Source organism: Streptomyces sp. NBC_00691, from assembly GCF_036226665.1.
Lineage (GTDB): Bacteria > Actinomycetota > Actinomycetes > Streptomycetales > Streptomycetaceae > Streptomyces.
Map to the genome: position 1 here is coordinate 323,761 of NZ_CP109007.1, position 26,144 is coordinate 349,904.

Sequence of the window (26,144 nt, forward strand, 5' to 3'; positions counted from 1 at the left end):
TCATCCTCCGTCTCGGGGTGTGGGGCGAGTGGGTGCACGCCAGTCGCCGAGGAGGCAGAACGCCGCCCAGCGGTCGATACGCTCGTCTCCGGCACGGTCGCGTGCGGCGAGCATGGCCGCGCGCAGAGCGTGTGCGGGGGCCGCTCCGCCGAGCGTCAGGTCGTGGAAGTCGCCCATGATGGCGGCCGTGGTGGAATCCGGTACCCGCCACAGGCTCATCACGAGGGAGCGCACTCCGGCGAAGAGGAGCGATCGGCTGAGGCCGAGGGTCTCGTCCGTCCGGCTGGTGCGGCTCACGCCCGTCTCGCAGGCCGAGAGGACCGCGAGTCGGACGCTGTGCCAGTCCTGCTGCAGGATGTCCCGGGCGGTGAGGACTCCTCCCGCCAGGATCAGGCCGGAGGAGAGCGGGTCGTCGGCGTCGAAGTGGGCGTGACAGGCGGCGTGGAAGACCGAGGTGTTCGGGACGCGGAGCAGGACCTCCTCCCGTGTGGCCGTGTCTCCCAGGAGGGGAACGGTCCCCAGTCTGCTGCCCAGCGCGACCGCTTCCGTACGTGCGTACGGAAGGTCGAGGCCGGGGTCGCCGAGGACCACGGCGTCGGTGCCGGTTCCGGGAGGGCGGTGGTTCATGGTGCGCAACAGGGAGACGGTCGGCAGACGGCCGATGGGGTTGCGGTCCAGGAGGGTGGGAAAGCCGTCGACGGAGAGGGCGTGGAACGGTACGTGGTGGAGGGCGCCCGTAGGGCAGATCAGTAGGGTCTGTCCGGGGCTCGCCACCGCCGTGAGGGGGGCGACGAGGGGCGCCAGGACGTGCTGGAAGAGGCCGGGCATGTCTTCGGCCATTTCCCGGACCTGTCCCGCGCTTCCGAAGTGGTCCTCGATGAAGCCCAGCATCCGCGGTCCGTCGGCGTCGATGTGCGCCACCCGGAGTCCGGTCTCCGCGCCGATGGTGAAGACGACGATCTGTCCGTCGTCCAGGATCGCGTACGAGGCCACGACGGCCGACTCGCCGGCGAGTTCACTGATCACATCGGCGGGAGTGAGAACGTCGGCCTGTCTGATCGCGGCGTACTCGGCGGCTTCCGCGCCGCATTCCGCCATGCGGGCCCACAAGGTGGTGAGTTCGCCGGTCAGCACGTGGTGACGCGTCCAGTCGACCGCGCCACCGCGTTCGACCTCGGTGCGAGCACTCAGCAGTTCGGCTTCCCGGTCGAGGAGCGGTGGCGGGACTCCGACGGGTGCTCGGAGCCGGGCGGTGCTCATCGTGTCGAGCAGCGCGCGGGAGCGCTTTCTCTCGGACGCGGTGTAGGCGGCGATCACGTGTGACTCGGGGTCTCCGTCCGAGCGGCTCGCCCGTTCGAGGCGGTACCGGGTGAGCAGCTCGAAGACGGTGACCCGCTCGTCCTGGATGCGCATGCGCAGGTCCGGGTCGGGTTGGGCAGCCCGTACGAGGTCGGCGAGGCCGGTGCCGAGTTCCAGGACGTCCGTGGCCGTGTAGAGCTCGCCGTACTCCCAGGCGGAACGTGCCATCGGCATGATGACGTCCCAGGCACGCTCGACGGCGACGATACGGCGCCCGGTGCGTGCGGTGGGTTCACCCCGAGGGGCCCAGAAGAGCGGTTCCCCGATGGTGCCGGGCACCGAGGACAGGGCCAGCACCTGCTCGTACGCCAGGGTGTCGTGGCCGAGGTGCGGCCAGCGTTCGAGTATCTGAGCCGTGGCGATCCAGTCCGTCGCCAGGCGGTTCGCGTTGCCCGCGTTCAGTTCCCGGGCGGTGGCGAGATGGTGCAGGGCGCGGCGGGGCAGGCCGAACCAGGTGAGCAGGCGCCCCAGGTTGTGGTGTGCCGTGGCCAGGGCCACCGGTACGGGACTGAGGGCCGCTTCCCTTTCGGCGAAGCGTTCCGCGGCGAAGAGACGCTGCAGCGCCAGCTCCATGTCGCCGTCCCGCAGGTACGCCGTCATTCCTTCGGTGACGAGGTCCACCACTCTCTGGTGGTCGGTGACCGGGCTGCCGTTCTCGCGTTCCCGCCGCAGCCGGGTGTAGTGCTCGGCTCCGGCGTCGTCGCCGCTGCGGCGGGCCGCCGCGGCCAGTGCTTCGTACTGGCCGGCGCGTCGTGGGCGATCGTCGAAGTGGTCCATGCCGATCCGCTGACTTCTTCCCGTGCGGGCGCGCTCGGCTTCGTCGGTGTCGGCCCACTGCTCGGCGGTCTTGAGGAGGTCGTACGCCTCGCTGTAGCGGCCCAGTTCCGTGTTGACCCCGGCAAGCTGTTCCAAGGCTTCGGCGAGACACCGGGCCTTGCCCCGGTCGTCGGGGTCTCCCTCAGGCCATGGGTCGTCGAGTGCCTCCGCGATCTGAACACCCCGGCGGGCGAGCAGCAGTGCCCGCTCCGGGTCGGTGCCCCTGGCCGACCATTGGTGGACCAGCACCGTGAGCCCGGTCAGTGCGGCGGGCCAGTGCTCGGGGCCGTCGTCCACGAGCCAGCGGGCGAAGTCCTCGTCGTCGGCGAGGCGGTCGAGCATGGAGCCGATGGCGGGCTGATCGCGCCTCAGGGATTCCTCCACCCGAGGGGGGAGGTCGGCTTCGATGCCGGGCCCCACGGCGAAGGCGGCGGTGGGGATGCCGGGCCGCGGGGTGGCGGTGTGCCGATGTTCCTCGGCGTGCGCGGAACCGGAAGGCGGAGCGGGCGGCGCCGGAGGTGCCGCACCGGCCGATGACGGAAGCTGTTCGAGGGCCTGCCTGGCCCCTCCGTAGTTCGGGTCGAGAGCGAGTGCGCGCAGGTAGCAGGAACGCGCTGCCTCCGTCGCGCTCGCGCCTCGCTCCGCGCGAAACGTGTCACCCAGGAATCGCCAGGCCATGGGCGTCTCCGCCACGGCCAGCGACTCCTGGAAGTACACCCGCGCCGAGGCCATGCACCCGATGACGAAGTACACGTCACCGAGTGCGAGGAGGGCCGTGTAGCTCTCGGGGTCGACGTCCAAGGCCCGCTGGTAGCAGCCGGCCGCCTCCGCGTACGCACGCCGTTGGAAGTGCTCTTCTCCCTGCTGGATGTGCTGTGCGGCCTCCCTGTGGGCACGGGTGGTCAGTGGCACTCCCAGGAGTCGCGCCACGGCGGCCGCCAACAGGGGTTCGCTCTCGGCCAGTTCGGCCAGCTGCTGGGCTCCGTCGGGGTTTCCCGCGATCATGGCCGCGAAGATCTGGGGCTTGATCTCTCCCGGAGGGAGCGTGCCCATGTCCGGAGAGATGGTCAGCCGCCCGTCCTCGAGACGTGCGAACGCCCGCTGCGCCGTGGGGGCTGCCGGTCCTCTGGTCGGCATCAGGTCACCGAGACCGGCGCCGGTCAGGCGTCTGAACTCGCTGTCCCACAACCCGGCTTCCGGAGAGCCTTCCTTCACGAGCAGGATGGTCAGTTCCTGGAGGATGCCCTCCTCGCCGGCGATCGGCGGATCCGACAGGCGGGATCGCAGAAGGGCGATCGCCTCATCCGCACGGTCGGTGCGAGAAAGAGCCTTCGCCACGGCGACCAGGCGCTCTCCGTCGTCAGGGTTCTCGGCGAGCAGTCCGTTGTGTATCCGAAGGGCCCGATCCACATCCCCTGCGTCGTCGAAGTGGTCCGCGAGTCGTTTCCGGAACGGCGCGGCCGGGGCCACCGGGACGATGAGCCGGTCTCCCACCACGGCCCAGGCCATGGCCCAATCGACGTCCCCGTCCGCGAGGCCACGCTGCAACTCGCCGAACCAGGCGTGGATCAGCGCCATGAGGGCACCTGCGGGACGTTGTTCCAGCCATGAATCAGCCAGGTCCGCCATCGCGTCCGGATCGGCGGTCTGCGTCATCTCCTCGACGACGTGGAATGCCTCGTAGCGCATGCTGAACGCCAGACGCACATCCGAGAGTCCCCCTCCCGTCCACGACTCCAGCGTGTCGAAGACCGGCCCGACCGCCTCCAAGATCCCGGGGAGGTCAGCACGGTGCGCCTCGGTTCCGCAGGTCACCATGCCCAACGACCCGAGCAGACAGGCGAGCCCGTCGTCCGCCTGCAGGCCTTGCTGTTCGGCAAGGGCGAATTTCCGATGGGCCTCGGCCCGGTCTCCCGCGGCATCCGCCTCGATGGCCCGCAACAAATGGGCCTGACCTGAGAACGTCTCTTTCACACGACGGGCTTCGTCCCACTCCGCCGAGGAGCCGACAGCCATCCCGGCGACGAACGATTCCAGTACAGCGGCCATCAAGTCCGCGTCCGACCGGGTGTTCCACGGATCCTCGCGGGTCGCACCATAGGCGAACGCGTTGATCACCAGCTCGGTGCGCTCCTCAACTCCAAGAGCTGCCAGGGCGTCCCGTCGCTCCCGGGGCGCCAGCATCGACAAGCGGCGGAGTTCCTGCTCGACCGTCGCGGGGTCCCCGCTCTCCCGCTCTCCGAACCGGCTGTACATGGAACGAGCCAGAACTTTCAGCATCGCATGACCGAGCACGACTCCCCCGCCCCGTGTTCTCCCCATGAACCCTCAGCAGTCTGCTCTCACAGACGAATGGGCCACGCGCGTAGTTCCCCCTCTGTTCTTCACGGTCCCTGCGTCCGGCCCGGAGGCCGACGCTCCCGTGGAACCGCCGGCGTCCGGGCACGTGGGACCGCCGGCCTCCGGCACGTGCGGCTGTCGGTGTGGGGACTGGGGTTACAGGCCGCCGGTGAACAGGAGCTTGTCGGGGGTGACGGCGCTGAGGTTCGTCAGCAGGCCCTTGGTGGAGTTGCCGTCGAGCCAGGCGCCGACCTCCGCCGGGTCCGCCGGTCGGGTGTTCCGCCTTGTAGAGCACGGCGACACCGATCACGTGCGGGGCGGCCATGGAGGTGCCGTTCTGGGCGACGGAGCCGCCGCCGATGCGCGCCGACACGACGTCCTGGCCGGGCGCGAAGAGATCGACGCACCGGCCGTGGTGGGAGAAGGACGCCTCCTCGTCCCGCGCATGCGGGCGGATGCGAACGCTGTCGCCGGGGCGGTGATAGCGAGGACCGTCAGGGCGGCGGTGGCGCTCACCAGAGCGAAACTGGTACGCGTGTTCAAACGGTGAGCGCATCATGCAGAGATGATCACTTTCTATGACATCTCGGATGATTACGGCGTATGCCGCGAATATTACTGAAATGCGCTTCACCGAAGTGGCTCCATCAGCCCGAACGGGGCACTCCGGGCTCTTCTCAGGGCTTGCGCCCGGTGCCGGACATCTCGTCGGAGCGGCCTGCGCGACGAGGTCCACCACCGGAAATGTGAGCCTCACTCCCCGCCGTATGCCATTGCCCGGGAAGCGACTTGCTCACCACGCGGGGCGCCGCGGACGGCCGGCACCCGCCTCCGGAGTCACTCCGCTCCGGGACTCCCGGCCGCGAGCCCGCGCCGGAGAGCGGGTGTCGTCGCACTCGCTCCTCACCTTTCGTTCACCTACATAAGGGTAAACACCGTTGCGATCTCGTTAAACGTTTACTTCTTGACGACAATGTGGCGGCCGAGTTGACTTCGTGCCACCTCGGCCGCAACGTCGCGGCCTCGTCAGGGAGGCAACCCCACATGAACGCGATGACGCGTCGCACCGTCATAGCCACGGCCACGGTCTCGATGGCCCTCTCGCTCGCCGCCTGCGGCCAGGCCAGCGGCGACGACGACAGCGGTGACAAGGGCAGCTCGACCAAGATCGGCCTGCTCCTTCCCGAGAACAAGACCTCGCGGTACGAGGCACTGGACAGACCCCAGTTCGAGAAGGCCGTCAAGGGCGCCTGTCTCGCCTGCGAGGTCGTGTACAACAACGCGGTCTCCGACGTCGTCAAGCAGAAGCAGCAGTTCGACCAGCTCGTCGCCGGCGGCGTGAGGGTCATCGCGCTCGACCCGGTCGACGCGACCAAGGCCGCCGGCTGGGTCAAGGATGCCAAGGCCAAGGGCGTCAAGGTCGTCGCGTACGACCGCGCGATCGAGGGCGCGGACGCCTACGTGAGCCACGACAACAACAGGGTCGGCGAGCTCCAGGGCGAGGCCCTCCTCGCCGCGCTGGGCCCCAAGGCCGACGACGCCGACATCGTGATGATCAACGGCGACGAGAAGGACCCGAACGCCGGCCTCTTCAAGTCCGGCGCGCACAACGCCCTCGACGGCAAGGTCGGCAAGATCGCCTACGAGGCCTCCGGCCAGTGGGACCCGAAGATCGCCGGCGAGAAGATGTCCGCCGCGATCTCCTCGGTCGGCAAGGACAGGATCGCCGCGGTCTACTCGGCCAACGACGGCATGGCCGGGGGAATCGTCACCGCCCTCGAGAACGCCGGCATCAAGGGCATCCCGGTGGGCGGCCAGGACGCCGAGATCGCGGGCATCCAGCGCATCGTCGCCGGTACCCAGACCTTCACCATCTACAAGAGCCCCCTGGAGCTCGCCCCCAAGGCCGCCGAGGTCGCGGTCGATCTGCTGATGGATCTGCCCCTCCGCGCCAGGACCGAGACCAACGGTGTCCCGTCGCACCTCCTCGACCCGGTGGTCGTCGACAAGACGAACATCCAGTCCACAGTCATCGAGGAGGGCATCTACACGGCCGCCGACATCTGCACCCCCGAACTCGCCGCCAAGTGCACCAAGCTCGGCCTCAAGTAACCCCCGGCCCACACCCGTAGGAACCAGGCCGTCAGCCCCCGCCGACGGCCCGCCGCCCTTGCGGCCCCGCTCCCCCGCCCTCGCGCACCGCCGACGCCTCCTCATGGCAGCCGCCACGGCCGGACTCGATGTCACAGTGGTGAGGTCTCGATACGGCGAAGGTGTGCCCGGAGCGGTCCGCCTCCCCTGCCTCCGGCCCTCGGCCGACCCGGAAGCCGCTGTCGGTCCGGGGGCCGGACGTGCTCGGTGTCGACGACGCCCTGGCCCTCCTCAGGCCGAGCACCCATCGCCAGCCCGAGCCGGCGGGCGGATCCTGACGGCGCCCCCTCCTGTGACCCCTGCCCGATGGTCGTTGAGGTAGCCGTCCAGGTCGCGGCCGTTCGCCGAGGCATGCTGTTCGAGGACGACAAGGGCCTCCTCAGGGCGTCCGGCGTCGGCGAGCAGCTCGGCGATGTGCGGCGCGGTGTACGAGGTGGCTCCCTCCGGGTGGGCAGGGGGTCATCGAACTCGTCGACGAACGCCGGCCCTCGCGAGGCGGAGAGCCGCGCCGTCCATGCCGTACGACAGGCGAAGGAGGAGACGGTCATGACCGCCGACAGCGCCAGGTACGGCAAGCCGTACGCCGAGACCGGGGCGCTTCCTCCGTCCTCCCGAATGGGCTGGTGCGGGGCGGTGGCGCTGGTCAGGGACGTAGGCCTGCGATCAGGGCAGAGGTGACGACGTGGTCGGCGGGGCCGGTGTTCCAGTTCGCGTTGATCGGACTGACGGCGATCCGTCCGGCGCTGACGGCCTCCAGGTCACCGCCCTTCGCGGGCGAGCGCAGGTCCACCCTCACCTCGGCCTTCCAGGTGCCGTCGCCGGAGTCGGTGAAGTCCGGTTCGAGGATCGTCTGCGCGTCCTGGAACGTGGTCGACACGCCCACGGCGGTGCCCCTGCCGTCGGTGCCGACGACGGGATGGTTCACGTTCAGACCGACACCCTTGGGCAGCAGCGGACCCGACTTCGCCCGTACACGGAGCCGGTCGATGAGCTTGACGGCGAAGTCGAGCGTCGGGCCCATCGCGTTGACGGTGGTGACCGGGTCGGGCACGGAGACGCCGCCTGTGCTCAGCGCGATGGCAGGAACGCCCGACTCCACGGCGACGACGGCGCCGCCGACCGTACCGGAGTGGGTGGCGAGCCCGGCGACGTTCGGCCCGAAGTTGGTGCCGGACACCACCAGGTCGGGAGCGTCGCCCCCGAACACCTCGGAGAGTCCGAAGGCCACCGAGTCTCCGGGGCTTCCGTCGACGGCCCAGACCTTCGGCTCGGGGTGCTTCACCGTGATCGTGGGGGCGCTCGACATCTTCGTACCCGCACCGCTCTGGTTGGTCAGCGGGGCGACGATGGTGACGTCGTGCCCGGCGGCGGTGAGCCGCTCGAACGCCGTGCGGATGCCGGGCGCGTTGTAGCCGTCGTCGTTGGTGAGCAGGATCCGCAGCGGGGCCACGTGCGGCCCGGGCCGCGCGGCCGTCGGGCCGGTCTGCGGCGAGGTGACGGTCGGTGCGACGGCGCCGGCGGGCGCGGTTCCGGAGAGGACCGCGGTGCAGAGGATCAGCATGGCCGGCGGCAGAACGCGCATGTGTCTCACAGGATGCTCCTTGGAAGAGGGAGGACAGGGTGCTGGTGGGGAGAGGGGAGGGGCGAAGGTGGTGGCGCTGATGTGACTGATGTAGCTGGTGCAGCTGTTGTGGCCAATGGGGGTGCTGGGGACAGGGCAGGTGGTGGGACTCGTAAGCCTTGTGCAGCAGCGAGGGTGGTTGACGAAGAACCGGCAGGCACCTGGCCCTCGGCATGCGCCCGCCCGCCGGAGCAAGGGCGCCCGGGCCGCGGCGGCGCCGACGATGACCGGCGCAGACAGCGGCCGGCGCGGGCGGCCGTCGGTGATGACCGGCGCCGGCAGCGACCGGCGCGGGCGGCCGTCGGCGCGGTCTGCTGCCGCACCCGATCCCGACTCCCACGAGCGGGAGGTCCGGGCGACCGCCGACACCGAGTGCAGGCGACGCGGGCTGCAGCGGCACGCGCAGCAGCCGACGCCGGCTACCGCCGACGCGAACCGGCCGGGGTCAGCGCACGCCGCGGATCGGGAGGATGGCGAGCGCGCCGATCAGCGACAGGGCGCCGCCTGCCAGGAAGAGCGGGGTGTACCCGCCCAGGCCGGTGACGATGGCGGAGGCGACGAACGGCGCGATGATCTGCGGCCCGGCGTTCGCGACGTTGAGGACGCCCATGTCCCGGGCCGCGTCCTGCGCCCGGGGCAGGACCAGGGTGACCAGCGCGGTGTCGACGGCCATGAAGCAACCGAAGGCGAGGCCGTTGAGGGCGCTGAACACGAGCATGCCGGTCCAGGTCGGGCTGGCGACGGGCACCACCATGACCAGTCCGGCCAGCGTGGCGGACACGCCGACGAACACCTTGCGGCGGTTCCAGCGGTCGGACAGTAGTCCGCCGACAACGGTGGACAGCGCCACAGCGACCATCGAGACCGGCGCGAGGATCGCCATCGCCGCGGGCGGGTTCAGCCCCGCGGGGAGCGCGATGAGGTCGTCCAGGATGTACAGCTGGTAGCCGACGACGGAGAAGTAGCCCAGGACCATCAGGGCGCGGCCGATGAAGGCCCATCGGAAGTCGTGGTTCGCCAACGCGGAGAGGAAGGCGGCGAGTTGGGTTCCCTTCCGGGTTTCCGCCGCGGGCTCGGCGCGAGGTGTGTCGCGCAGAGGACGGAGAGGAGCAGCGCGGCGACGGCGACGATCGCACCGAAGATCAGGTAGCCGGTGCGCAGTTGGTCCGTGGTCTGCGAGGCGATGAGGACGCCGGCGGTTCCGCCGATCGGCATGCCGAGGCCCACCAGCGCCGACGCCGTCCCGCGACGGGCCGCGGGGACGCGGTCCGGCACGATCGCGGTGACCGCCGCCTGGTACGTGTTCATCGTCGCCTGGACCAGACACCAGCCGATGCCGACGAGCAGCGCGGTGGAGACGTTCCCGAGGAAGGCCAGGGCGATCAGCGCACCGGTCGCGCCGCTCAGGATCCAGGGATTGCGGCGGCCGCTGCGGTCGGAGAGGGCGCCCGCAATCGGGTTGAAGGCCGTCGCGAAGATGGCGCTGATGCCGCCGATCAGGCCCAGGACGGCGACCTTGTCGTCGGGTGCGATCGCGGCGACCTGGGTGGGCAGGAGGACGGAGCCGACTCCCATGTAGACCGCCATCATCGCGGAGTTGGCGACCAGCAGCAGGGGCATGAGCCCGCGCTGGCGCGGAGCTTCCTGTTCCGAGGTGGTGGCGGTGTCACCGGTGGCGGTGTCACCAGTGGCAGTGATTCCGGTGGCGGTGTCACCGGTGGCAGTGATTCCGGTGGCGGCGGGCGGATCGATCGGATCGGTGAGCTCGTTCGTGGCCATGACGACTCCTGGGAGGACGGAGCGGGGAGGTGGGGTGCGGCGGAGCCGCATCGGGTGGGGTGCGAGCGGGTGAGGCACCGGTTCCGGGTACGCGGGTGGCGAGGGGCCGGATGAGGGGGACGTCGCGTGAGCGGTCGCGCGGGGCGACGGTGTCACCGAGCCGCCGCCGAAAATTGCGTCCGACACGATGTTGTTACACGTGTCACCCGCAGCGCTTGCACACTGTGTAGCACCCATCTTCAGCCTCGGCTAGGGCCTGCGACGGGTCGATGCGCAGATCGTGACAGAGGGGAGATGCGCACGTGGATCACGTGTAACCACGGCTCGGGCATGCTGACCAGGGCCATCGCGGCTCCCTGCCCTCTTGCCAATGCGCCAACGGTCACGCATCCGCAAGGCTCCGCGCCCATCGCGAGGACCTCATGGCCCGGACGCCACTCCGGCACGCAGGCCCTCGGCCCGCGTGTACGTGCAGGGTCCATGGGTCCACAGCCCTCCCCCGCACCCCTCGCCCGCCGTGCAACCCTCCGACCGGACGCCACCCGGGCCGCACCCCCTCCCGGTCGCACGAGCCTCCCGGAGCGCGACCTTCCGGCAGGACGCGCGCCTCTCCCCCACACCCTGTGACCGCCTCACCGCGTACCCCCACCGCTCCGGGCGGAAGACCGTGAAAGGCCCGCCATCTCGCGTACCTCCGACGCCCCCGTCTCTCGCGCCCCGCGCACCCTCCCCGGCCGCCACGTCACATCGGCACCACCACGCCGCACGCCCAACGCCGGAATCGCGCTCCTCGCCCTGTCCCTGCCGAGGGCTGCACACCCGCACCGGCGACCGCCCCTTCCTCCCGGGGCTCGACGACCGCTGGGCCGCTGTCGGGGAGCTTGCCCGTGACGCGTCGCCTGCACGGAACGGACACGTAGGGCCGGAGCCCGTGTCCCGTGGACCGCTCGCATGGATCGCGCGGCAGCCCCGCCACCTGCGCGGTCTAACTCGTGTAACCTCAGAGTGAACATCGGCACACCTCAGACACGAGCCGCGCAAGGAGCGTCACGGGACGTCATGGCAGAAGAAACCCCCGTCCCCGCCTCGATCACGAGCGCCGATGTGGCACGCCTCGCAGGTGTGTCACGGGCCACCGTCTCCTTCGTACTCAACAACACCCCGGGCCACCGCGTCAGCGAGAGCACGCGCGCCCGCGTCCTCGACGCGGCCGACCGGATCGGCTACGTCCCGCACGCCGCCGCCCGGTCGCTGCGCGCCGGACGTAGCAATCTCGTGCTCATGCCCGCGTCGATCTCCGCGATCGGCCGCCTCGTCAGCGACTGGGTCGACGACCTGCACGGCGAACTCGACCGTCACGGCTACACCGCCGTCCTCCACGCGGGTCGCTTCACCGACCCGGTGAACGCCGCCCGGGCCTGGGCCGAGCTGCGCCCCGCTGCGGTCGTCGCCCTCGACGGCGACCGGATCACCCGGCAGGCAGCCGAGTTGCTGCACCGGGCCGGGGTGCGCGGAGTGCTCGCCTTCGCGTCCCGGCCCGTCCCCGGCATCCACACGATCGGCTTCGACCACGCACTCATCGGCGCCACGGCGACCCAGCACCTGATCGCCCGCGGCCGGACCCGGATCGGCGTCGTCATGCCCCAGGAACGCGGGCTCGACGCACTCGCCCGGCCCCGTCTCGCGGGGGCGGAATCGGTGGCCGCCCGGCGCATGGCCACCGTCGCACCGCTGGAACTCGCCTACACCCGCGAATCGGCGACCGCGCTCGCCCGGCGCTGGGCGAGCCTGGACCTCGACTCCGTCTTCGCCTACAACGACGAGTACGCCGCGCTGCTCCTGCACGCGCTGCAGGCCGAGGGGATCTCCGTACCCGACGAGGTGGCGATCGTCGGCTCCGACGACCTCGTCCTCTCCGGGCTCCAGCAGCCCGCGCTCACCACGGTCCGTCTGGACCTGGCGTCGCCGGCGCAGATCGCGGACGCCCTGCACGAACTGATCGAGACCGGCTCGACCGCGCTCCTCCCCGCCATAGAGGCCGTCCTCGTCCACCGCCAGACGTCCTGAACGGCCGCCCGCGCCCCGCACAGGGGACGTACCTTCGACGGCGCCCGGGCCCGCGCAGGGCCGGGGCGCCGTCGACGTCCGCGAGGACGTGCGGCCCACACCTTCGGCCCGTCCGGTCGGGCGGAACGTGCTCACGGCCGGTCAGAACGCGTGCGTCGGTCGGTCCGTGCACGCGCGTCGGCCGGTCAGGACACGCGCATCGGTCAGTCCGTGCACGCGTGTCGGCCGGTCAAAGCACGTACGTCGACCGAGGTGCTCACAGTCGAATGCCGACCGACGACCGAACGACGAAGGTCTACGCTCGCCCCGTGACAGCGACATGGGAGCCCACGACGCCCGGCGTGCTTCGCCTGCCCTCGGGCCGGTTCATCCGCGGCCGGGGACTGCGCCGGCCACTCCCACCAGGCCCGCAGCCCACGTTCGCGCTGTACCTGCTGGGCCACCGGCCGCCACCCGTCGCGTGGGAGAACAGGTGGATCCGCTGGCCCGACTTCTGGCTGCCGTCCGACCGTGCGGCGACCGCCGACGCACTCCGCGAGGCATGGGCACGCGCCGAGGCCGAACGTGTCGAGATCGCCTGCGCCGGCGGACAGGGGAGAACCGGCACCGCCCTGGCCTGCCTCGCCGTGCTCGACGGGGTACCCCGTCAGCGCGCGGTCGCCTACGTCCGGGAGCACTACGCCCGACGCGCCGTCGAGACCCCCTGGCAACGCCACTACGTCTCCCGATTCCAGTGACGGAGTCCGTTGTTGACGAGCCACCGGCCCGAAGGCACCTCACCGGCCGGTGAGCCTTCCCTGTCGCCGTACTGAGGCCTGTCCGGCGGATCAGGAGACCGTACTGCGTACCTCCGACAGCCGAGGACTGCAGGTCCCATGCTCCGCCGGCCGGGCCCTACGGAACCGTGGGCGCGGTGTCCGGTGCGGCTGCGGCCGCCCCCCGGCGGTCGCGAGCGGCTTCGCGGGCGAGCGCCGGAGCACAGAGCCACCACGCCAGCAGGCCCGCGCCCGCACCGGCGGCCGCACCGGCAGCCGTGTCGGTCAGCCAGTGCGCGTGAAGCCACGTGCGGCTCCACATCATGGCCGACGTGAACACGACTCCGCCGAGCCACCATGCCCGCCGCCGCGCGGCCGGGACCAGCAGCACCCCGACGAGTACGACGAGCAGCGCCGCCCCGGCCGCGTGGCCGGACGGGAACGAGCCGTGGTCGACCCGGACCAGCGGATTCGCCGGTCGCGGCCGGTCCACGAGGTACTTGAGGCCCTGGACCACGAGCAGATTGCCCGCGAGATAGACGCCGAGCAGGAAGCCGACGGACACCCAGCGCCCCCGGAGGAGCAGGAGGAGCAGCAGAGCGAGCGGTACGACGATGCCCAGGGGGCCGCCGAACCAGTTCAGGACAGCCGCGAGGACGGCGTACGGGCCGTCGTGCGGGCCGCCCATCCAGGACAGCCACTGATCGTCCAGGCCCTGGAACGGAGGGTTGGCCGGGTCGGTCCGGACGACGAAGGCGGGCAGCGCGGCGGAGCCGAGCAGCAGGAGCCCTGCCGCGAGGACACCGGGCCGACGCGCTGACCCCGCCTCGGGCGACCTGCCAGAGCTGGGTGAACCGTCCGCGTCGGACGGTGTGTCCGAGCCGGACGGCACGGCTGAGCCGGATGACTTGTCCGAGCCGGACGGCGTAGCCGAGCTGGAGGAGCGGTCCGAGCCCGACGGTGTCTCGGCGGAAGGCGGCCTCTCCGCGAGGAGCGGCCTCTCGGTCCGGAACGGTCTCTCGGAGTGCGGGGAAGGGGTGGCCGGGTGGATGGACATGAGTGCCTCTCGCGACCGCGGGGATGGCCGCGGTTCTTGGGTTGGTCGGCGTATCCGCAGAAGCTGCGGAACGGGCCTCTCGACGGCCCGACTGCCGACGGCAGCGGAGAAAGAGGGGGATGTCGCAGCGGGAAGGACGGGGGAAGGAAAGGCAGGCTGGAGGGGCGGCGGCGGTCGGGTGGTCGCGTCCGGGGAACGTCTGATCCCCGAGGCCAGCCCCGGGACCAGTCACCGTCACCCCGTCACCCCACCGCCCCACCACCTCAGCCCTTCGCGTCCAAGTGACGGGCCAGGAAGGTGACGCTTTCGGCGACGATCCCCGTGATGTCCGCCGAGCCGAGGAAGATGTGATCGGCCCCCTCGACGGGTCGCAGGGTCACCTCACCGCCCGCCCCCGCGAGTGCCTCGGCGAGCACCTCGCTCTGGCTGTACGGCACCAGGCCGTCCCGTGTGCCGTGGATCAGCAGGAACGGCGGCGGGGTCGAACTCGCCGCGTACGTCACGGGGCTCGCGGCCCGGGCCAGGGCCGGGCGCTCCGCCTCGGTGCCGCCGAGCAGGGCCTCGTAGGGATCGGGGAAGTCGCCGCCGGGGAGCATCCCCGGCAGGGGCTGTCCGGCCAGGGCGGCGAGGTCGGATACCCCGTACCAGTCGACGACCGCCCGGACGCCCGTGTCCCCGGAGCCCACCCCGTGCGTGCCCTCCAACGCCTCGGCGTCGGCGGTGTCCGGGCCGACGAGTCCGGCGAGCGCGGCCAGATGGCCGCCCGCGGACTCACCCCAGACGGCGATCCGGTCCGGGTCGATGCCGAGGTCGGCGGCGAATCGGCGGACGTAGCGGAGGGCGGCCTTCACATCGTGCAGCTGCGCCGGGAAGGGGGCTTCGAGGCTGTGCCGGTAGTCGATGGAGACGAGCGCGAGCCCGGCGGTCAGGACCGATCCGTGCAGCAGAGCGGCCGGCACGGTCGGCGGCGGGTAGCGGCGGTCGCCGTCCAGCCATCCTCCGCCGTGGATCCAGACGACCGCGGGGAACGGCCCTTCGCCAGCGGGCACCTGGACGTCGAGGAGCCGCGGGCGGTAGCCGGGCGTGGTGGCGTAGGTGACCCCGTGGAAGTGGCGCACGCCGTGCTCGTCCGTCACGGGCGGCACCGGGGGCTGGTACGGCGGGGGCGGCCAGGTCATGTCGGCCGGGTCGAGCTCGGCCAGGTGGGATGGTGTCATTGCGGCCCTTCTGCCGGCCCGGGGCTCGGTGCGCTTTGTGAGAAATGCTTGCGCCCGATGCCCGGGGGACATAATGAGTTACACGTGTCAGCAGAACCCTAGCGACGCACTTCGGCCGACGACAAGCCCAACGGCCACCCGAGCCGCACATTAGTTACACGAGTTAGCGGCCGCCTGCGTTGCGTATCCCCTCCTGGGAGCACGCCGTGCCCCCCGCCCCCACACATCGTGCTCGACCCGCGCCTGCGGCACGTCCCCGAGGCCTCAGTCGTGCTTCCTCAGGACCGAGGCCGCAAGACCGAGCCGGCCGCGCCTCGAACAGGAACGAGAGACGAGACAGGCACCCCCCGGCCGTGGAGCAGCGTCCTGAGCGACTGGGCCGCGTCCTGCGCGGAGGTGACGGCGGTGGCCTCCGTATCGCTGATCCGGATCGTGGGAAGCCAGCCGTGCAGGGGTGGCAGCAGGTCCGCCAGCGCATCCCTGAACGCGCGTTGCCGATGGCGCCCTCCCTCACCGGGGAACAGCGGTGGTCTCGGCCTGGCGAAGCCACCACCGCGCTCCTTCCCGGTACGGGTGTGACAGCGGGCCAGCCATTGCGAGGCGTCGAAGCCGATCCGCACACCTGCCGGATAGTGCTCCAGAGTCAGGGCACGGGCCGCCGTGAAGTGCTGCTCCTCGTCGACCTCCAGGATCTGCCGGTCCCCGTTCTCGTAGGTCAGGAGAACGTCCAGCCTGCGCCCTTCACGAGGAGGGGCCAGTTCGGGGAGGACCAGGCCGGTGAGGGCCCCGTAGATCGCCGACGCCGTCTCCCACAGGGCGAGGCACTCGATCCTTCCGGGGCGCCGCAGCCAGGGCGGGCACCTCTCCGAGTCGATCTCCGCCCTCACCGTCTCGGCCAGCAGCCGGGTGACGCCGTCCTGCACTTCCCTCACACCCGAGCCCCCTCACTCGATCGGCTGCCCCCGAGTCTGCCGACCCCCTCATCCGTTGCCCAGAGCCTGCGCGTACTCGACGAGTTGGCCCTCCTGGTCCCCTGTCAGGTGCCGGACCAGCCCAGGTTGCGGAGCGCCGGCATCCGGAGAAGGGGCGAGCCGAAGCCCGGCGGATACTGCTCGTACGGGCGGGGCCGCCAAGGGGTGAGCGTGCCCGTCGGCGCGGTCAGCGCGCGGGCACGGGTGCGCAGCAGCCGCCGCCCGGAGGAGGGCAGCTCCAGGGAACGCGCCACCAGGGAACTGGGGGCTCCGGCCGTCTCGTCGAAGAGCCACGCGGTCTCGGGTACGGGAAGGTCCGCGACGAGCAGGAGGTCGTGGACGCGCAGCCCGGTCCGCTCCGCGATGCGGCCGAGTGACTCCTCGGCCGGCGGCCACACCGCCGGGAGACCGACCGCGGCCGCGAGGCGCGCCAGTCGTATGTCGGGGTCGGGGTAGGTCGAGGTCTCCATGGCCATCACGGCTTCGGTCGAGGGTGTGCGGTACGAGAAGGGACCGTAGACCGTGTTCGGTGTTCGGTGTTCGCCCGGTCTTCGGCGAGCGGTCCTCAGGGCACGGTCTTCCGGCGAACGGTACTCCGCGACCGGCCTCGACGACTGATCCGCCCTGATCGGCCTTCGACGACTGTCTGCCGTGGCCGGCCTGCGGCGACTGAGCCGCAGGGGACACTCTGGGGTCGCCCCCCCCCAGCGGCCCTGAGGGTTGGCGCGTGCTGCTCCATGTGAACGTGACCTTCGCGGCGCTCCTGGCAGTTCTGCTCGCCCTCGCCGCCGGTGTGGTCACCGTCGCCCGGCTCGGCCGCCCACGCGACACCCTGTTCGCCGGGGCCCGCGCCGCCATCCAGCTCGTCGCCGTGTCCCTCGTGATCGGCTGGGTGGTCCGCACGCTGCCCCTGCTGCTGATGTACGCGGTCGCGGGTCCGCACCGCCGGGCGCCGCGTCGTCCCCGTACCCGGTCGCGCCTGGCCGTGGACCGCGGTGCCGATCGCCGCGGCCGTCCTGCCCGTGGTCGTCGCACTGCTGCTCACCGGGGTCGTTCCGGCTCAGGGCATCGCGCTCGTCCCGGTCACCGGCATCCTCATCGGCGGCGCGCTCACCGCCACCGTGCCGGCGGGACGCCGCTCCCTCGACGAACTCGCCACGCGCTGGGGCGAGGTGGAGGCCGGCCTCGCGCTCGGTCTGGCCTCGTCGCCCTGCTCCTGGTCCAGGCCGGCGCCGCGGCCGTCATCCTGGAACTCGTCACGCGGGGCCGCCTCGTCCGACCCAAACCCTGAGGGCATGTCAGAACGCCTGCTCCACGCGAAGGTTCCCGAGCTGTCACGTCTTGAGGGGCGTGCGCGACGCTCCGTTATCCCTCGTGTCCCGTCGGCCTGGTCCACGGGTCCGAGTCCGAAGGCGCCGAGAGGGCCGCGCGGGCCGGATGCCGCGGGCCGAGGAACGTGGCGAGGCCCGGGTCACCGGGTGCCGGGCCGGTGACCTGGGGCCAGCCCGCCCGCTCGTAGAAGGCGCAGGTGTCCTGGGCCGCGGCCGAGGTCAGCAGCCAGCAACGGCCGTCGGCCCGGTCCTCCGTGACCGCGTGCAGCAGCCGTGCGCCGAGGCCGGAGCCGCGTGCGCGGGTCGAGACGGCGAGCTCGTCGACCTCGCGCGCCCCGCACAGCCAGTCGGTGGTGCGGCGCTCGCCCAGCGCGGCGGATATCAAGGCGTAGGCGCGGTCGGTGGGGAACGTCTCCGGGGTCGTCCAGGCCGTGGCCCAGCCGGCCACCCTGTCGCCGTCGAGGGCCAGCGCGGCGGCGAACCCGGGGCGGCGTACGTCCCCGGCGAGCCGCTCCAGGTAGATGTCGGCCTGCTCCGGCCCCTCCAGCCAGGGAGGGCTCCCGAACGCGTCCGCGTACACCGCGCGCACCCCGTCCGCGTACGCGAGCAGACGGCTTCCGGAGACCCGCTCGACGGTAGCCATCAGGCGGCCCGCGCCGACACCGGCGCCGACGGGGTCAGGGAGGCGTACTCCAGCGGGGCCGACGGGTCGACGGACACGTCCAGCGGGGCGGGTTCGGCTCCTGCGCGTACGAGGAGATCACCGACGGCCGCGATCATCGCGCCGTTGTCGGTGCACAGGGTCATGGGCGGGACACGCAGTCGGACACCGGCGGACGCGCACCGCTGCTCGGTGAGGGCGCGGACCCTGGAGTTGGCGGCGACGCCGCCGACCACGATCAGCGTCTTGACGTCGTACGTGCGGCAGGCCGCGAGCGCCTTGCGGCTCAGCACGTCGGCGACGGCCTCCTGGAGTGCGGCGGCACCGTCCGCGACAGGCAGGTCGAGCCCCTGCGCCCGGTGCCGCTCGACCCAACGGGCCGCCGCCGTCTTGAGCCCGGAGAAGGAGAAGGCGTACGGGTCGTCACCGGGTCGGGTCAGCGGCCGGGGGAAGGCGACGACGTTCGCGTCGCCGTCCCGCGCGGCCCGGTCGATGGCGGGACCGCCCGGGTAGGGCAGACCTAGGATGCGGGCGACCTTGTCGAAGCACTCCCCCGCGGCGTCGTCGAGCGTGTCCCCGAGGTGCAGGATCGGTTCGCGCACGAGGTCGCGGACGAGCAGCAGGGACGTGTGGCCGCCGGAGACGATGAGCACCACGCAGGGCTCGGGCAGAGGCCCGTGTTCCAGGGTGTCGGCGGCGACGTGCCCGGCCAGGTGGTGCACCCCGTACAGCGGCACCCCGGCCGCGTACGCGAGCGACTTGGCACCGGCCAGCCCCACCTGCAGCGCGCCCGACAGTCCGGGCCCCGTGGTGACGGCGACCGCGTCGATCTGGCCGAGCCGGAGTCCCGCACGGTCGAGTGCCTCCCGGACGACCGGGTCGAAGGACTGGAGGTGCGCCCGTGCGGCGATCTCCGGCACCACACCGCCGAACCGAGCGTGCTCGTCCATGCTCGACGCCACGACGTGCGCGAGCAGCTTCCCGTCCCGCACGATCCCCGCACCGGTCTCGTCGCACGACGACTCGATGCCCAGTACCACCGGCCCGCTCACCACAGCACCCCTTCTGCCTCACTTCACTACTTGCAATATATGTGCAGTAAGGTCCGACGGATGCCCTCGGAGGGGCCGGTGACGTGATCGGCCGTCCGGAACCTACTGCGGCACCGCGGGGAGGCTGCGGGGGCCCGTGCAGCGGGCGCCCGCCTCCTCCACCCGTCGGCGCAGTTCGCGGTCGGACGTGACGACCCGGCACGGCCGGCCGTTCGCCTCTCGGGCCAGTTCGGCGATCAGGTCGTCGCCGCTGCCCGGCGCCTCCTCGACCCGCACGCCGGGGACCGAGGCGACGCCCCGGGCACGGCCCTCCACGACCAGCACGATCTCGTACGGTCCCGGGAACGGTCCTTCGTCCGGACCGCCCGTCAGGGCGAGCCGGTCCCGCAGTCGTTCCGCGGCCCCGCGCCGGTCCCGCCACCAGCCGTCAGGCACCGATCCCACGACGTTGGCGCCGTCCACCACGAGCAGGGGACGGAGCGGCGGATCCTCAGAGCTCATCGGCCCAGGATGTCATCCCCAGCCCGGCAGGGCCGTGCCCCCGGCAGCCGGGGACAGGGCGGCTTCGCGTCAGCGCGCACGGCGCGGGAGCCGACCGCCTCGGCGCCGCGACTAGTCTGCGGGGCGGGGATCACGCACGCGACAGGGGGATCGGATGACAGCGGCGTTGACGGACGCGGCACGGAACTACTGGATCGACAGCCGCAGACGGGAAACCGACCCGCTGCAGCTCTCGGCGCGAGCAGCGGGAAGACTGACACCCGTCATCGCCGCCACCGTCGACGCCCTCGTGGAGCGTGGCATCGACCGCTCCTGGGTTCGCCTGGGCCGTGACGCCTCCCTGCCGAGCTCGTTCGGATTGGCGAACACCCACTGGGACATCGTCATCGCCAAGGACGAGACCATCGTCGGAGCGATCGAGTTCACGACGCTCTCCGGCATCTCCGCCTCGAAGAACCTCACCAACAGGATCCACGAGATGGCCTCGCGAGCCTTCTTCGCGCAGAGCGCCCACGGTCATGGCGGGCCGCCTCCGCAGCTGGGGCTCTTCATCATGCTGGAGCACAGCGGGGACAGGCGTGTGCGGCCCCGGCTGGAGGAGGCGTTGAGCCAGTTCCACAGCGAGGAGATCTACGACGAGATCGCTTACACCCACTACGCCGACGACGTACTGCTGGAGCCGAAGGCGGAGATGGCCGTCCGGCGGTTCGTCGACCGGATCAGCCGTCGGCTGCTCGCCCGCGTCGTGGGGCCGCTGGAAGAGATCCCCCCGTATCTGGAGGGCTATCGCGAGGTGATCGAGGCGGCCCAGGGCGTGAAGAAGGACTACTCCCTGGAGCGCATCCCGGTCGTCGGCGGGCAGGGCGAGGTGTTCCGTGGCGTCCACAAGGCATCGGGCATCCCCGTCGCGTTCAAGCGCCGCCTCTCCCAGGGATCGAAGGCGGGGGCCCGGATGAGGCGGGAGGTCGACGTCGCACGCCTGCTGAACGGACACCCGCATGTCATGCCGGTTCTCGACTTCGAGGCGCAGCACCACTGGTTCGTCATGCCTCTGGCCGACGCGACCGCGGAAGAGCAGGCTCATCATCTCAAGGACCCGAAGCAACTGCGCCGAATGATCGAAGCCGTGGCGTCGGCACTGGCCGAGGCCCATCGGCACGGCTGGCGCCACCGCGACATCAAGCCCTCCAACATCCTCCTGCTCCATGGGCGGTGGACGCTGGCGGACTGGGGCACCGTGCGTCGCCCCCGCGGTGCGACCACCTTCGCCGGTCGCACCGGCGCGTACATCGGCACGCTGGGGTTCGCTCCGCCGGAGTTGTCCGTCAAGCCCAATGACGCCGTGCCGGCGTCGGACATCTACAGCCTCGGAAGGGTGGCCGCGTGGGCCCTCACCGGTACGTCGCCGCAGGCGAACATCCCTCTTCTGCCGGCGAACGAACCGTGGCGGACCATCGTCAGGGAGGCGACACAGCACGAGATCGGACGACGTCCGCAGAGCATCGACGAGTTCCTGGCCCTCATCGACCGCGAACACGCGAAGCGCTCCGCCGACTCGTCGCGGCCGGAGGAGTGACGGCACGCGGGCGGCCCGGGGTCCTCACCCAGGTGCCGTCACATCGGCCGGGGACGGCGCGCGTTCCCGAGCGTCTCCGTCAGATGTGGATCTGGAAGGCCGTCCAGCCCGAGGATCCGGTGGCGATGGTGCCGTGGCCGGCCCTGCCGTTCCAGTTGAGGCAGCCGCGGAGGCTGCCGTTGGTCGGTGCCGACGATCAGGAAGTGCGCCTCGCCGTCGGCGTCGAGGTCGGACATCCGGATCTGCGAGCCGCCGTTCGCCCCGCCCATGAGGGAGTCGCTCGGCCGTCCCCGTCGAGGTCGACATCGGCGTCGGCCACCGTGGTCGGCTCGGGCAGGGCGGGCTTGACGACGACGTTCTCGGTGATCCAGCCCTTGCCCGCGGCGCGGGCGACGGCGTCGTAGAACGCGGTCGCGATCTTGGCGTAGCCGGCGTCGTCGGGGTGCAGGCCGTCACCCAGTTCGGCGACCGTCACCGCGGAGGTGTCGGCGAGCTCGACGTGCGCTCCCTGGGCCTGGTAGTCCGACACCAGGGCGCGGACCGCGTTGTTGTAGGTGACGACGCGGGCCTGGGCTGCGTTGTCGGCGTTCGGGACGATGGTGGCGACCGCCACGGTGATCCCGGGGGCGGAGGCGCGGATCCGGTCGACGAGCTGCTTCAGCCGGGTCGGCGCGTTCGCCACGTCGATGTTCTTGTTGACGTCGTTGGTGCCGATCTTCAGCGTCACCACGTTGGGCCGGGCCTGGTACAGCCAGGACCCGATGGTGTCGTGGATGCCGCCGATGAACCAGCCCGAGTGGCCCTCGTGGTCGGTGTCCGGGAGGGTGCCGCTGCTCATCGAACCGACGAAGTCGACGGTGTCGCCGTGCCCCTGGAGCTTGCTCCACAGGCCAGGACGGTAGCCGTCGCCGGTGCTGCTGCCGACTCCCAGCGTGATCGAGTCGCCCAGCGGCATGACCGCCAGCCGCGGGACCTTCCACTGTGGGGCGGGTGCGGCCGACGTGGGTGCCGCCTCGACGACGACGGAGAAGGCGCTCAGCGCGCCGACGGCGATGACACCGGCGAGGAGCCGGGTGATCCGTTCACGGAACCCGGCCCCTCCGGGTGTCCGCCGGGGGGCGGAGGAGTGTCTCAAGGTGCGTCCTTCCTGGGAGGGGACGTGGGCGGGCGGAGCATGTCGCTCCGGGGACGGCGGGCGACCGCAGGGCTCCCCGGATGATCGCGGCCAGGCGCGTCGAAGGCCGTACGGCACGCCGGGCGGGCAGTGCCGCACCCCCGGGCCGTCCGTCGCCCGGCCCGACCGACAAGACACCCCCGAGGCTCGCCACCTGGCCGCACGGGCCGTCGCCGTCCGGCGGGACCCGGTACGGTCCTCGACGACCTGCGTGCCGATCTCTCCCCCCACGACCTGCCCGTCGTCGACGACCCCCGGGTCCGCGCGGTGCTGCTGCGCACCCACCAGGAGGCTCTGCGAGTCTCGCACCACGGCTGGCTCGACGACCGTCCGGCCTTCGTCCGCCCGTGGGGCTTCCACGTCTCCTCCGTCACCTCGCCCGCCCTGCTGTGGCACGGCCTCGACGACGCCTTCTCGCCCGTGGCGCACACCCGTTGGCCGGCCGGACGCATCCCCGGCGCCGGGCTCGTCCTCGTTCCCGACGCCGGTCACTTCGCCGCCCAGCCGGCCCAGCCCGACGTACTGCGCCGGCTGGACGGTCAGAGCGCCGGTCGCTGATACGCGGTCGAGCGAGCGCCCTTCAGGGCGTCGAGGATCCGCTCGTGGCTGTCCCCGACGACGTCGCCGACCCGGACCCTGATGTGGAGCGCCTCCACCTCGTCGACGAAGCGCCGGGAGAAGGCGCCGAGCATGGTCGTCTCGTACGAGCCGGTGCCCACCAGGGGGAACTTCCCCATGGTGACCAGCTGGAAGTCCTCCCCGACGGTGAGCCCGGCCCCGGTCAGTACGGCCGCCACGCCCTGGACGTCGGTCCACGGGGCGGCCTGGTCGGGCTCCTCGCCGCGCAGGACGGCCCGGCACTCGTAGGCCTCGACCACCGCGGCGTGCGAGCCTCCGTTGAGCAGTCCGACCTGCCACTCGGGTACGCCGCCCCGCAGGTGCCCGGTCGTCCAGTCGGCGCGCCAGCCCAGCATCGGCCGTACGGTACGGGCGTACTGCGCCCTGGCGAGGACCGCTCCGGCCGCGACGGCGAGCAGGCTGCCGAGCGGCTCCATGTCGAGCAGTTGAAGCCGCCACGGCCATGCGGCCCGGGCCTCCTCCGTCATGTTGGCGCGGACGGCCTCCCAGCCGAGCACCGCCGCCAGCAGGACGAGCAGCACGATCGGCACCGTGAAGAGCAACGGGCTGCGTCGCACGCGTCGTTGAGCATCCGTCTCGATCGTCGGTCCACCCCGCCTGAACCTGCCCATGGCCATTCCCCCGGTTCTCGACCAACGGTCCCCCGGCCGCCCCTGCGGCCCGGGAGCCTCGACCGGCTCATGGTGCCCGAACAGGGGCGCGGCCGACTAGGGGATCCCTCGACGGCGCGCCCCCGGGCGTGAGAGGGCACGGCCGTGCGGCACGCCGCACGTTCCGCCACAGCCCGGTGCCGACCGTGCGGACGGCCGACCCCTCCTGACGGTCGGGATCGTGAACAGCGGCAGGTGCGTGGCGTCCTCGTCGGGCAGCCGGACCGCGGCCTTGGCCGCCTCCGCCGCTTCCAGGACGTGTGCGGGGATGGAGGGAAGGGGGCAGCGGCCTGCCCGCGTAGGCGAGCGACAGGCGGTGGCTTCTCGCCGGACGCCGTACGTCGGAGGGCAGCGGCCCGCCGCCGTACGGAGGCCATGGGTGGCCTTCTCGCCGTACCCCGGACGGCGGGCACGAGACGCGGCCCGCACGGTCGTCGCGCCATGGGCGCACCCGGGCCGCCGTCGTACTCCCCGCTCCGTGCCCGCCCCGTCCCCCTTCGGCGCGGCGGACGCCGGGCTGCCCGTCCTGGTGTCAGGAGGGTGTGGGGGCCGTCTTGCTCGTGGTGGTGTCGCCGTCGTCCTGGGCCTCCGCCGCGGGTTGCTGCGGCGTGGGCGGGGTGCGGACCAGGAGTGCGATCAGCACGGCCACGGTGCCGATCACGGCGCCGACGCCGAATCCCCAGCGGATGCCCGTGGCGAGGGCGCCGGTCGCGTCGGCGCCGTCGAGCGCAGCCGTGGCGGCGTGTCCCGACATGACGCTGATGACCAGGGCGGTGCCGGCGGCCGCGGCCACCTGCTGGAGGGAGCCGAGGATGGCGGAGCCGTGGGCGTAGAGGTGCGGCGGCAGCACGGACAGGCCGGAGGTGAACACGGGGGTGAAGACGAACGCCATTCCGGCGCTCAGGACCACGTGCAGGGCGAGCACCAGCCACGGTGAGGTCTCTTCGCCCGTGAGGGCGAACAGACCGAGGCACAGCGCTGTGACCACGGCTCCGGGCACGACGAGGCGCGGTGCGCCGAGCCGGTCGTAGAGCTTGCCGACCTGCGGCCCGAGCAGGCCCATGGTCAGACCGCCCGGGATGAGGAGCAGTCCGGTCTGCAGTGAGGTCAGGCCGCGTACCTCCTGCAGGTAGATCGGCAGCAGGATGAACGCGCCCATGAGGGCCATGAAGGACAGGCACATCAGCCCGAGTGCCACGGAGAAGTGACGGAACGCCAGGGCGCGCAGGTCCAGCAGCGGCGTGGACAGCCGCTGGAGTGCCAGTTGCCGCCAGACGAACAGGCCGACCAGGACGCCGCCGGCGACGGTCATGGCCTCCGGGGGAACGGGGGCCCTGCTCGCGTCCCCGGCTCCGAGTTCGCTCAGGCCGTAGATCAGGGAGCCGAAGCCCGCCGCCGCCAGGGGGACGGACAGCCAGTCGATCGGTCCGGCCTGCGGTTCTCCGATGTTGACGAGTCTGCGTCGGCCGAAGACGGTCATGGCTCCGGCGATGGGCAGCACGGCCAGGAACAGCAGGCGCCATGTCCCCAGTTCCAGCAGGACGCCGGAGACCGCGGGGCCGAGTGCGGGGGCGACGGAGATGACGAGGGTGATGTTGCCCATGACGCGGCCGCGCTCGTGCGGGGGTACGAGGGTCATCAGTGTCGTCATGAGCAGCGGCATCATGACGGCGGTGCCGCCGGCCTGGATGACGCGGGCGGCCAGCAGCACGGGGAAGACGGGCGCGGCCGCGGCCAGCGCCGTACCGGCCAGGAAGAGTGCCATGGCCAGGCTGAAGGCGGTCCGGGTCGTCACGCGCTGGAGGAACCAGCCCGTCACCGGGATGACGACGGCCATGGTGAGCATGAAGGCCGTGGACAGCCACCCGGCGGCCGCCGCGGTGACCTCGAACTCGCGCATGAGCCGCGGGATCGCGTTGACCATGATCGTCTCGTTGAGGAGGACGACGAACGTGGACAGGACGAGAATCCGCAGCACGGCGGTGACGTGGGCGGGCGAGAGGGTGGGTGTGGTGTGGGAAGCGGGCATGGTGCCTTCCGTCATGTGAGTGTCCTCCGCACGTGGCAGCTCACACGGGTAGACGGCGGCGCCGGGAAGAACTCATCGGTGCTCCCGATCCTGTCGGTGGTGCCGACCGGGCACAAACGAATTTTCCGTGCCGGGACGGTGGGCCGGCGGTGGCCGGTGGGGCGGCCGAGGCGGGCGCGGTCCGGTGGTTCACCGGTCGCATCCGGAGGGCCACCGGGCCGCCGGACACGGGGGCGGAAGGCTTCGCTCCGCACCGTCTCCGGCTCCAACCTCCGTGACTTCGGGGCGAGTAGAAAGCGCCCGCAACCGAGGAGCACTCAGGAAGCGCTTGCTGTCCGGCACTTCCTGCGGGGTCAACAAGTGCGGACCTTCTCGGGCGCGGTACCGGAAAAGTATTG

At 71.7% G+C, this 26,144-nt stretch carries 21 protein-coding genes and 2 pseudogenes; 7 read left to right on the top strand and 16 right to left on the bottom strand.

Annotation, left to right across the window (positions count from 1 at the left end):
* From OG392_RS01570 to OG392_RS01580, 3 genes and pseudogenes are all read right to left on the bottom strand, one after another.
* Positions 1–4,431, bottom strand: a complete 4,431-nt coding sequence (locus OG392_RS01570; protein WP_329274632.1) for a CHAT domain-containing protein — start codon at positions 4,429–4,431, stop codon at positions 1–3.
* A 240-nt stretch (positions 4,432–4,671) separates the two neighbouring features.
* Entirely contained in the window at positions 4,672–4,818 is a 147-nt protein-coding gene (locus OG392_RS01575) for a hypothetical protein (protein WP_329287686.1), read from the bottom strand.
* A 25-nt stretch (positions 4,819–4,843) separates the two neighbouring features.
* Positions 4,844–5,074 (bottom strand): annotated as a pseudogene (locus OG392_RS01580) (hypothetical protein); the annotation flags it as partial.
* 485 nt (positions 5,075–5,559) lie between these two features.
* Between OG392_RS01580 and OG392_RS01585 the strand changes: the two are divergent.
* Positions 5,560–6,627 carry a sugar ABC transporter substrate-binding protein gene (locus OG392_RS01585; RefSeq protein WP_329274634.1) on the top strand — a complete coding sequence of 356 codons (1,068 nt, stop codon included), beginning with the start codon at positions 5,560–5,562 and terminating at the stop codon, positions 6,625–6,627.
* Positions 6,628–6,972: 345 nt separating this feature from the next.
* Positions 6,973–7,344: a hypothetical protein gene (locus OG392_RS01590; protein ID WP_329274637.1), complete on the top strand. Its 372-nt coding sequence runs from the start codon at positions 6,973–6,975 to the stop codon at positions 7,342–7,344.
* On the opposite strand, the gene surE is transcribed toward OG392_RS01590, so the two are convergent.
* The 3 genes from surE to OG392_RS01605 form a co-directional block, all read right to left on the bottom strand.
* On the bottom strand, positions 7,310–8,248 hold the full coding sequence (gene surE / locus OG392_RS01595) for a 5'/3'-nucleotidase SurE (RefSeq protein ID WP_329287007.1): 939 nt from the start codon (positions 8,246–8,248) through the stop codon (positions 7,310–7,312). The two genes, OG392_RS01590 and surE, sit on opposite strands and share 35 nt — an antisense overlap.
* A gap of 484 nt (positions 8,249–8,732) precedes the next feature.
* Positions 8,733–9,308, bottom strand: a complete 576-nt coding sequence (locus OG392_RS01600; RefSeq protein WP_329274639.1) for an MFS transporter — start codon at positions 9,306–9,308, stop codon at positions 8,733–8,735.
* On the bottom strand, positions 9,263–10,066 hold the full coding sequence (locus OG392_RS01605) for an MFS transporter (protein WP_329274642.1): 804 nt from the start codon (positions 10,064–10,066) through the stop codon (positions 9,263–9,265). The genes OG392_RS01600 and OG392_RS01605 overlap by 46 nt, the downstream gene beginning before the upstream one ends.
* A gap of 1,059 nt (positions 10,067–11,125) precedes the next feature.
* Here OG392_RS01605 and OG392_RS01610 point away from each other — a divergent pair.
* Together OG392_RS01610 and OG392_RS01615 are read left to right on the top strand one after the other, a co-directional pair.
* Positions 11,126–12,133: a LacI family DNA-binding transcriptional regulator gene (locus OG392_RS01610; RefSeq protein WP_329274644.1), complete on the top strand. Its 1,008-nt coding sequence runs from the start codon at positions 11,126–11,128 to the stop codon at positions 12,131–12,133.
* A 308-nt stretch (positions 12,134–12,441) separates the two neighbouring features.
* A complete protein-coding gene (locus OG392_RS01615; protein ID WP_329274647.1) occupies positions 12,442–12,870 on the top strand; it encodes a protein-tyrosine phosphatase family protein in 429 nt (142 codons plus the stop codon).
* Positions 12,871–13,027: 157 nt separating this feature from the next.
* Here the strand turns inward: OG392_RS01615 and OG392_RS01620 are convergent, their stop codons facing one another.
* The 4 genes from OG392_RS01620 to OG392_RS01635 all read right to left on the bottom strand — a co-directional run bounded on the left by OG392_RS01620 (position 13,028) and on the right by OG392_RS01635 (position 16,609).
* The gene (locus OG392_RS01620; protein ID WP_329274650.1) at positions 13,028–13,780 is read right to left on the bottom strand and encodes a phosphatase PAP2 family protein; all 753 of its coding nucleotides are present in this window, start codon (positions 13,778–13,780) and stop codon (positions 13,028–13,030) included.
* A 428-nt stretch (positions 13,781–14,208) separates the two neighbouring features.
* Positions 14,209–15,162: an alpha/beta hydrolase gene (locus OG392_RS01625; RefSeq protein WP_329274652.1), complete on the bottom strand. Its 954-nt coding sequence runs from the start codon at positions 15,160–15,162 to the stop codon at positions 14,209–14,211.
* 278 nt (positions 15,163–15,440) lie between these two features.
* Entirely contained in the window at positions 15,441–16,094 is a 654-nt protein-coding gene (locus OG392_RS01630) for a hypothetical protein (protein ID WP_329274655.1), read from the bottom strand.
* A 104-nt stretch (positions 16,095–16,198) separates the two neighbouring features.
* The gene (locus OG392_RS01635; RefSeq protein WP_329274658.1) at positions 16,199–16,609 is read right to left on the bottom strand and encodes a hypothetical protein; all 411 of its coding nucleotides are present in this window, start codon (positions 16,607–16,609) and stop codon (positions 16,199–16,201) included.
* Between the two features lie 251 nt (positions 16,610–16,860).
* Here OG392_RS01635 and OG392_RS01640 point away from each other — a divergent pair.
* Positions 16,861–17,332 (top strand): annotated as a pseudogene (locus OG392_RS01640) (ABC transporter permease); the annotation flags it as partial.
* Between the two features lie 166 nt (positions 17,333–17,498).
* Here the strand turns inward: OG392_RS01640 and OG392_RS01645 are convergent.
* The 3 genes from OG392_RS01645 to OG392_RS01655 all read right to left on the bottom strand — a co-directional run bounded on the left by OG392_RS01645 (position 17,499) and on the right by OG392_RS01655 (position 19,678).
* On the bottom strand, positions 17,499–18,107 hold the full coding sequence (locus OG392_RS01645; RefSeq protein WP_329274660.1) for a GNAT family N-acetyltransferase: 609 nt from the start codon (positions 18,105–18,107) through the stop codon (positions 17,499–17,501).
* A complete protein-coding gene (gene tsaD, locus OG392_RS01650) occupies positions 18,107–19,177 on the bottom strand; it encodes a tRNA (adenosine(37)-N6)-threonylcarbamoyltransferase complex transferase subunit TsaD (protein WP_443054647.1) in 1,071 nt (356 codons plus the stop codon). Before tsaD ends, OG392_RS01645 begins: the two co-directional genes overlap by 1 nt.
* A 102-nt stretch (positions 19,178–19,279) precedes the next feature.
* Entirely contained in the window at positions 19,280–19,678 is a 399-nt protein-coding gene (locus OG392_RS01655) for an NTP pyrophosphohydrolase (RefSeq protein ID WP_329274665.1), read from the bottom strand.
* A 154-nt stretch (positions 19,679–19,832) separates the two neighbouring features.
* On the opposite strand from OG392_RS01655, the gene OG392_RS01660 reads away from it, so the two are divergent.
* Positions 19,833–21,254 (top strand): protein kinase domain-containing protein, encoded by a 1,422-nt coding sequence (locus OG392_RS01660; protein ID WP_329274669.1) that lies wholly within the window; start codon positions 19,833–19,835, stop codon positions 21,252–21,254.
* A gap of 196 nt (positions 21,255–21,450) precedes the next feature.
* Here OG392_RS01660 and OG392_RS01665 read toward each other — a convergent pair whose 3' ends face one another.
* Positions 21,451–22,389, bottom strand: a complete 939-nt coding sequence (locus OG392_RS01665; RefSeq protein WP_329274672.1) for an SGNH/GDSL hydrolase family protein — start codon at positions 22,387–22,389, stop codon at positions 21,451–21,453.
* A 306-nt stretch (positions 22,390–22,695) separates the two neighbouring features.
* Between OG392_RS01665 and OG392_RS01670 the strand changes: the two genes are divergently transcribed.
* Complete coding sequence (locus tag OG392_RS01670) at positions 22,696–22,986, top strand: alpha/beta fold hydrolase (protein WP_329274674.1); 291 nt, start codon at positions 22,696–22,698, stop codon at positions 22,984–22,986.
* On the opposite strand, the gene OG392_RS01675 is transcribed toward OG392_RS01670, so the two are convergent.
* Both OG392_RS01675 and OG392_RS01680 read right to left on the bottom strand, forming a co-directional pair.
* Positions 22,968–23,624, bottom strand: coding sequence for a hypothetical protein (locus OG392_RS01675; RefSeq protein ID WP_329274677.1), 657 nt, complete (start codon positions 23,622–23,624; stop codon positions 22,968–22,970). The two genes, OG392_RS01670 and OG392_RS01675, sit on opposite strands and share 19 nt — an antisense overlap.
* A 625-nt stretch (positions 23,625–24,249) precedes the next feature.
* Positions 24,250–25,761 carry a DHA2 family efflux MFS transporter permease subunit gene (locus tag OG392_RS01680; RefSeq protein ID WP_329274680.1) on the bottom strand — a complete coding sequence of 504 codons (1,512 nt, stop codon included), beginning with the start codon at positions 25,759–25,761 and terminating at the stop codon, positions 24,250–24,252.
* Between the last annotated feature and the right edge of the window lie 383 nt (positions 25,762–26,144).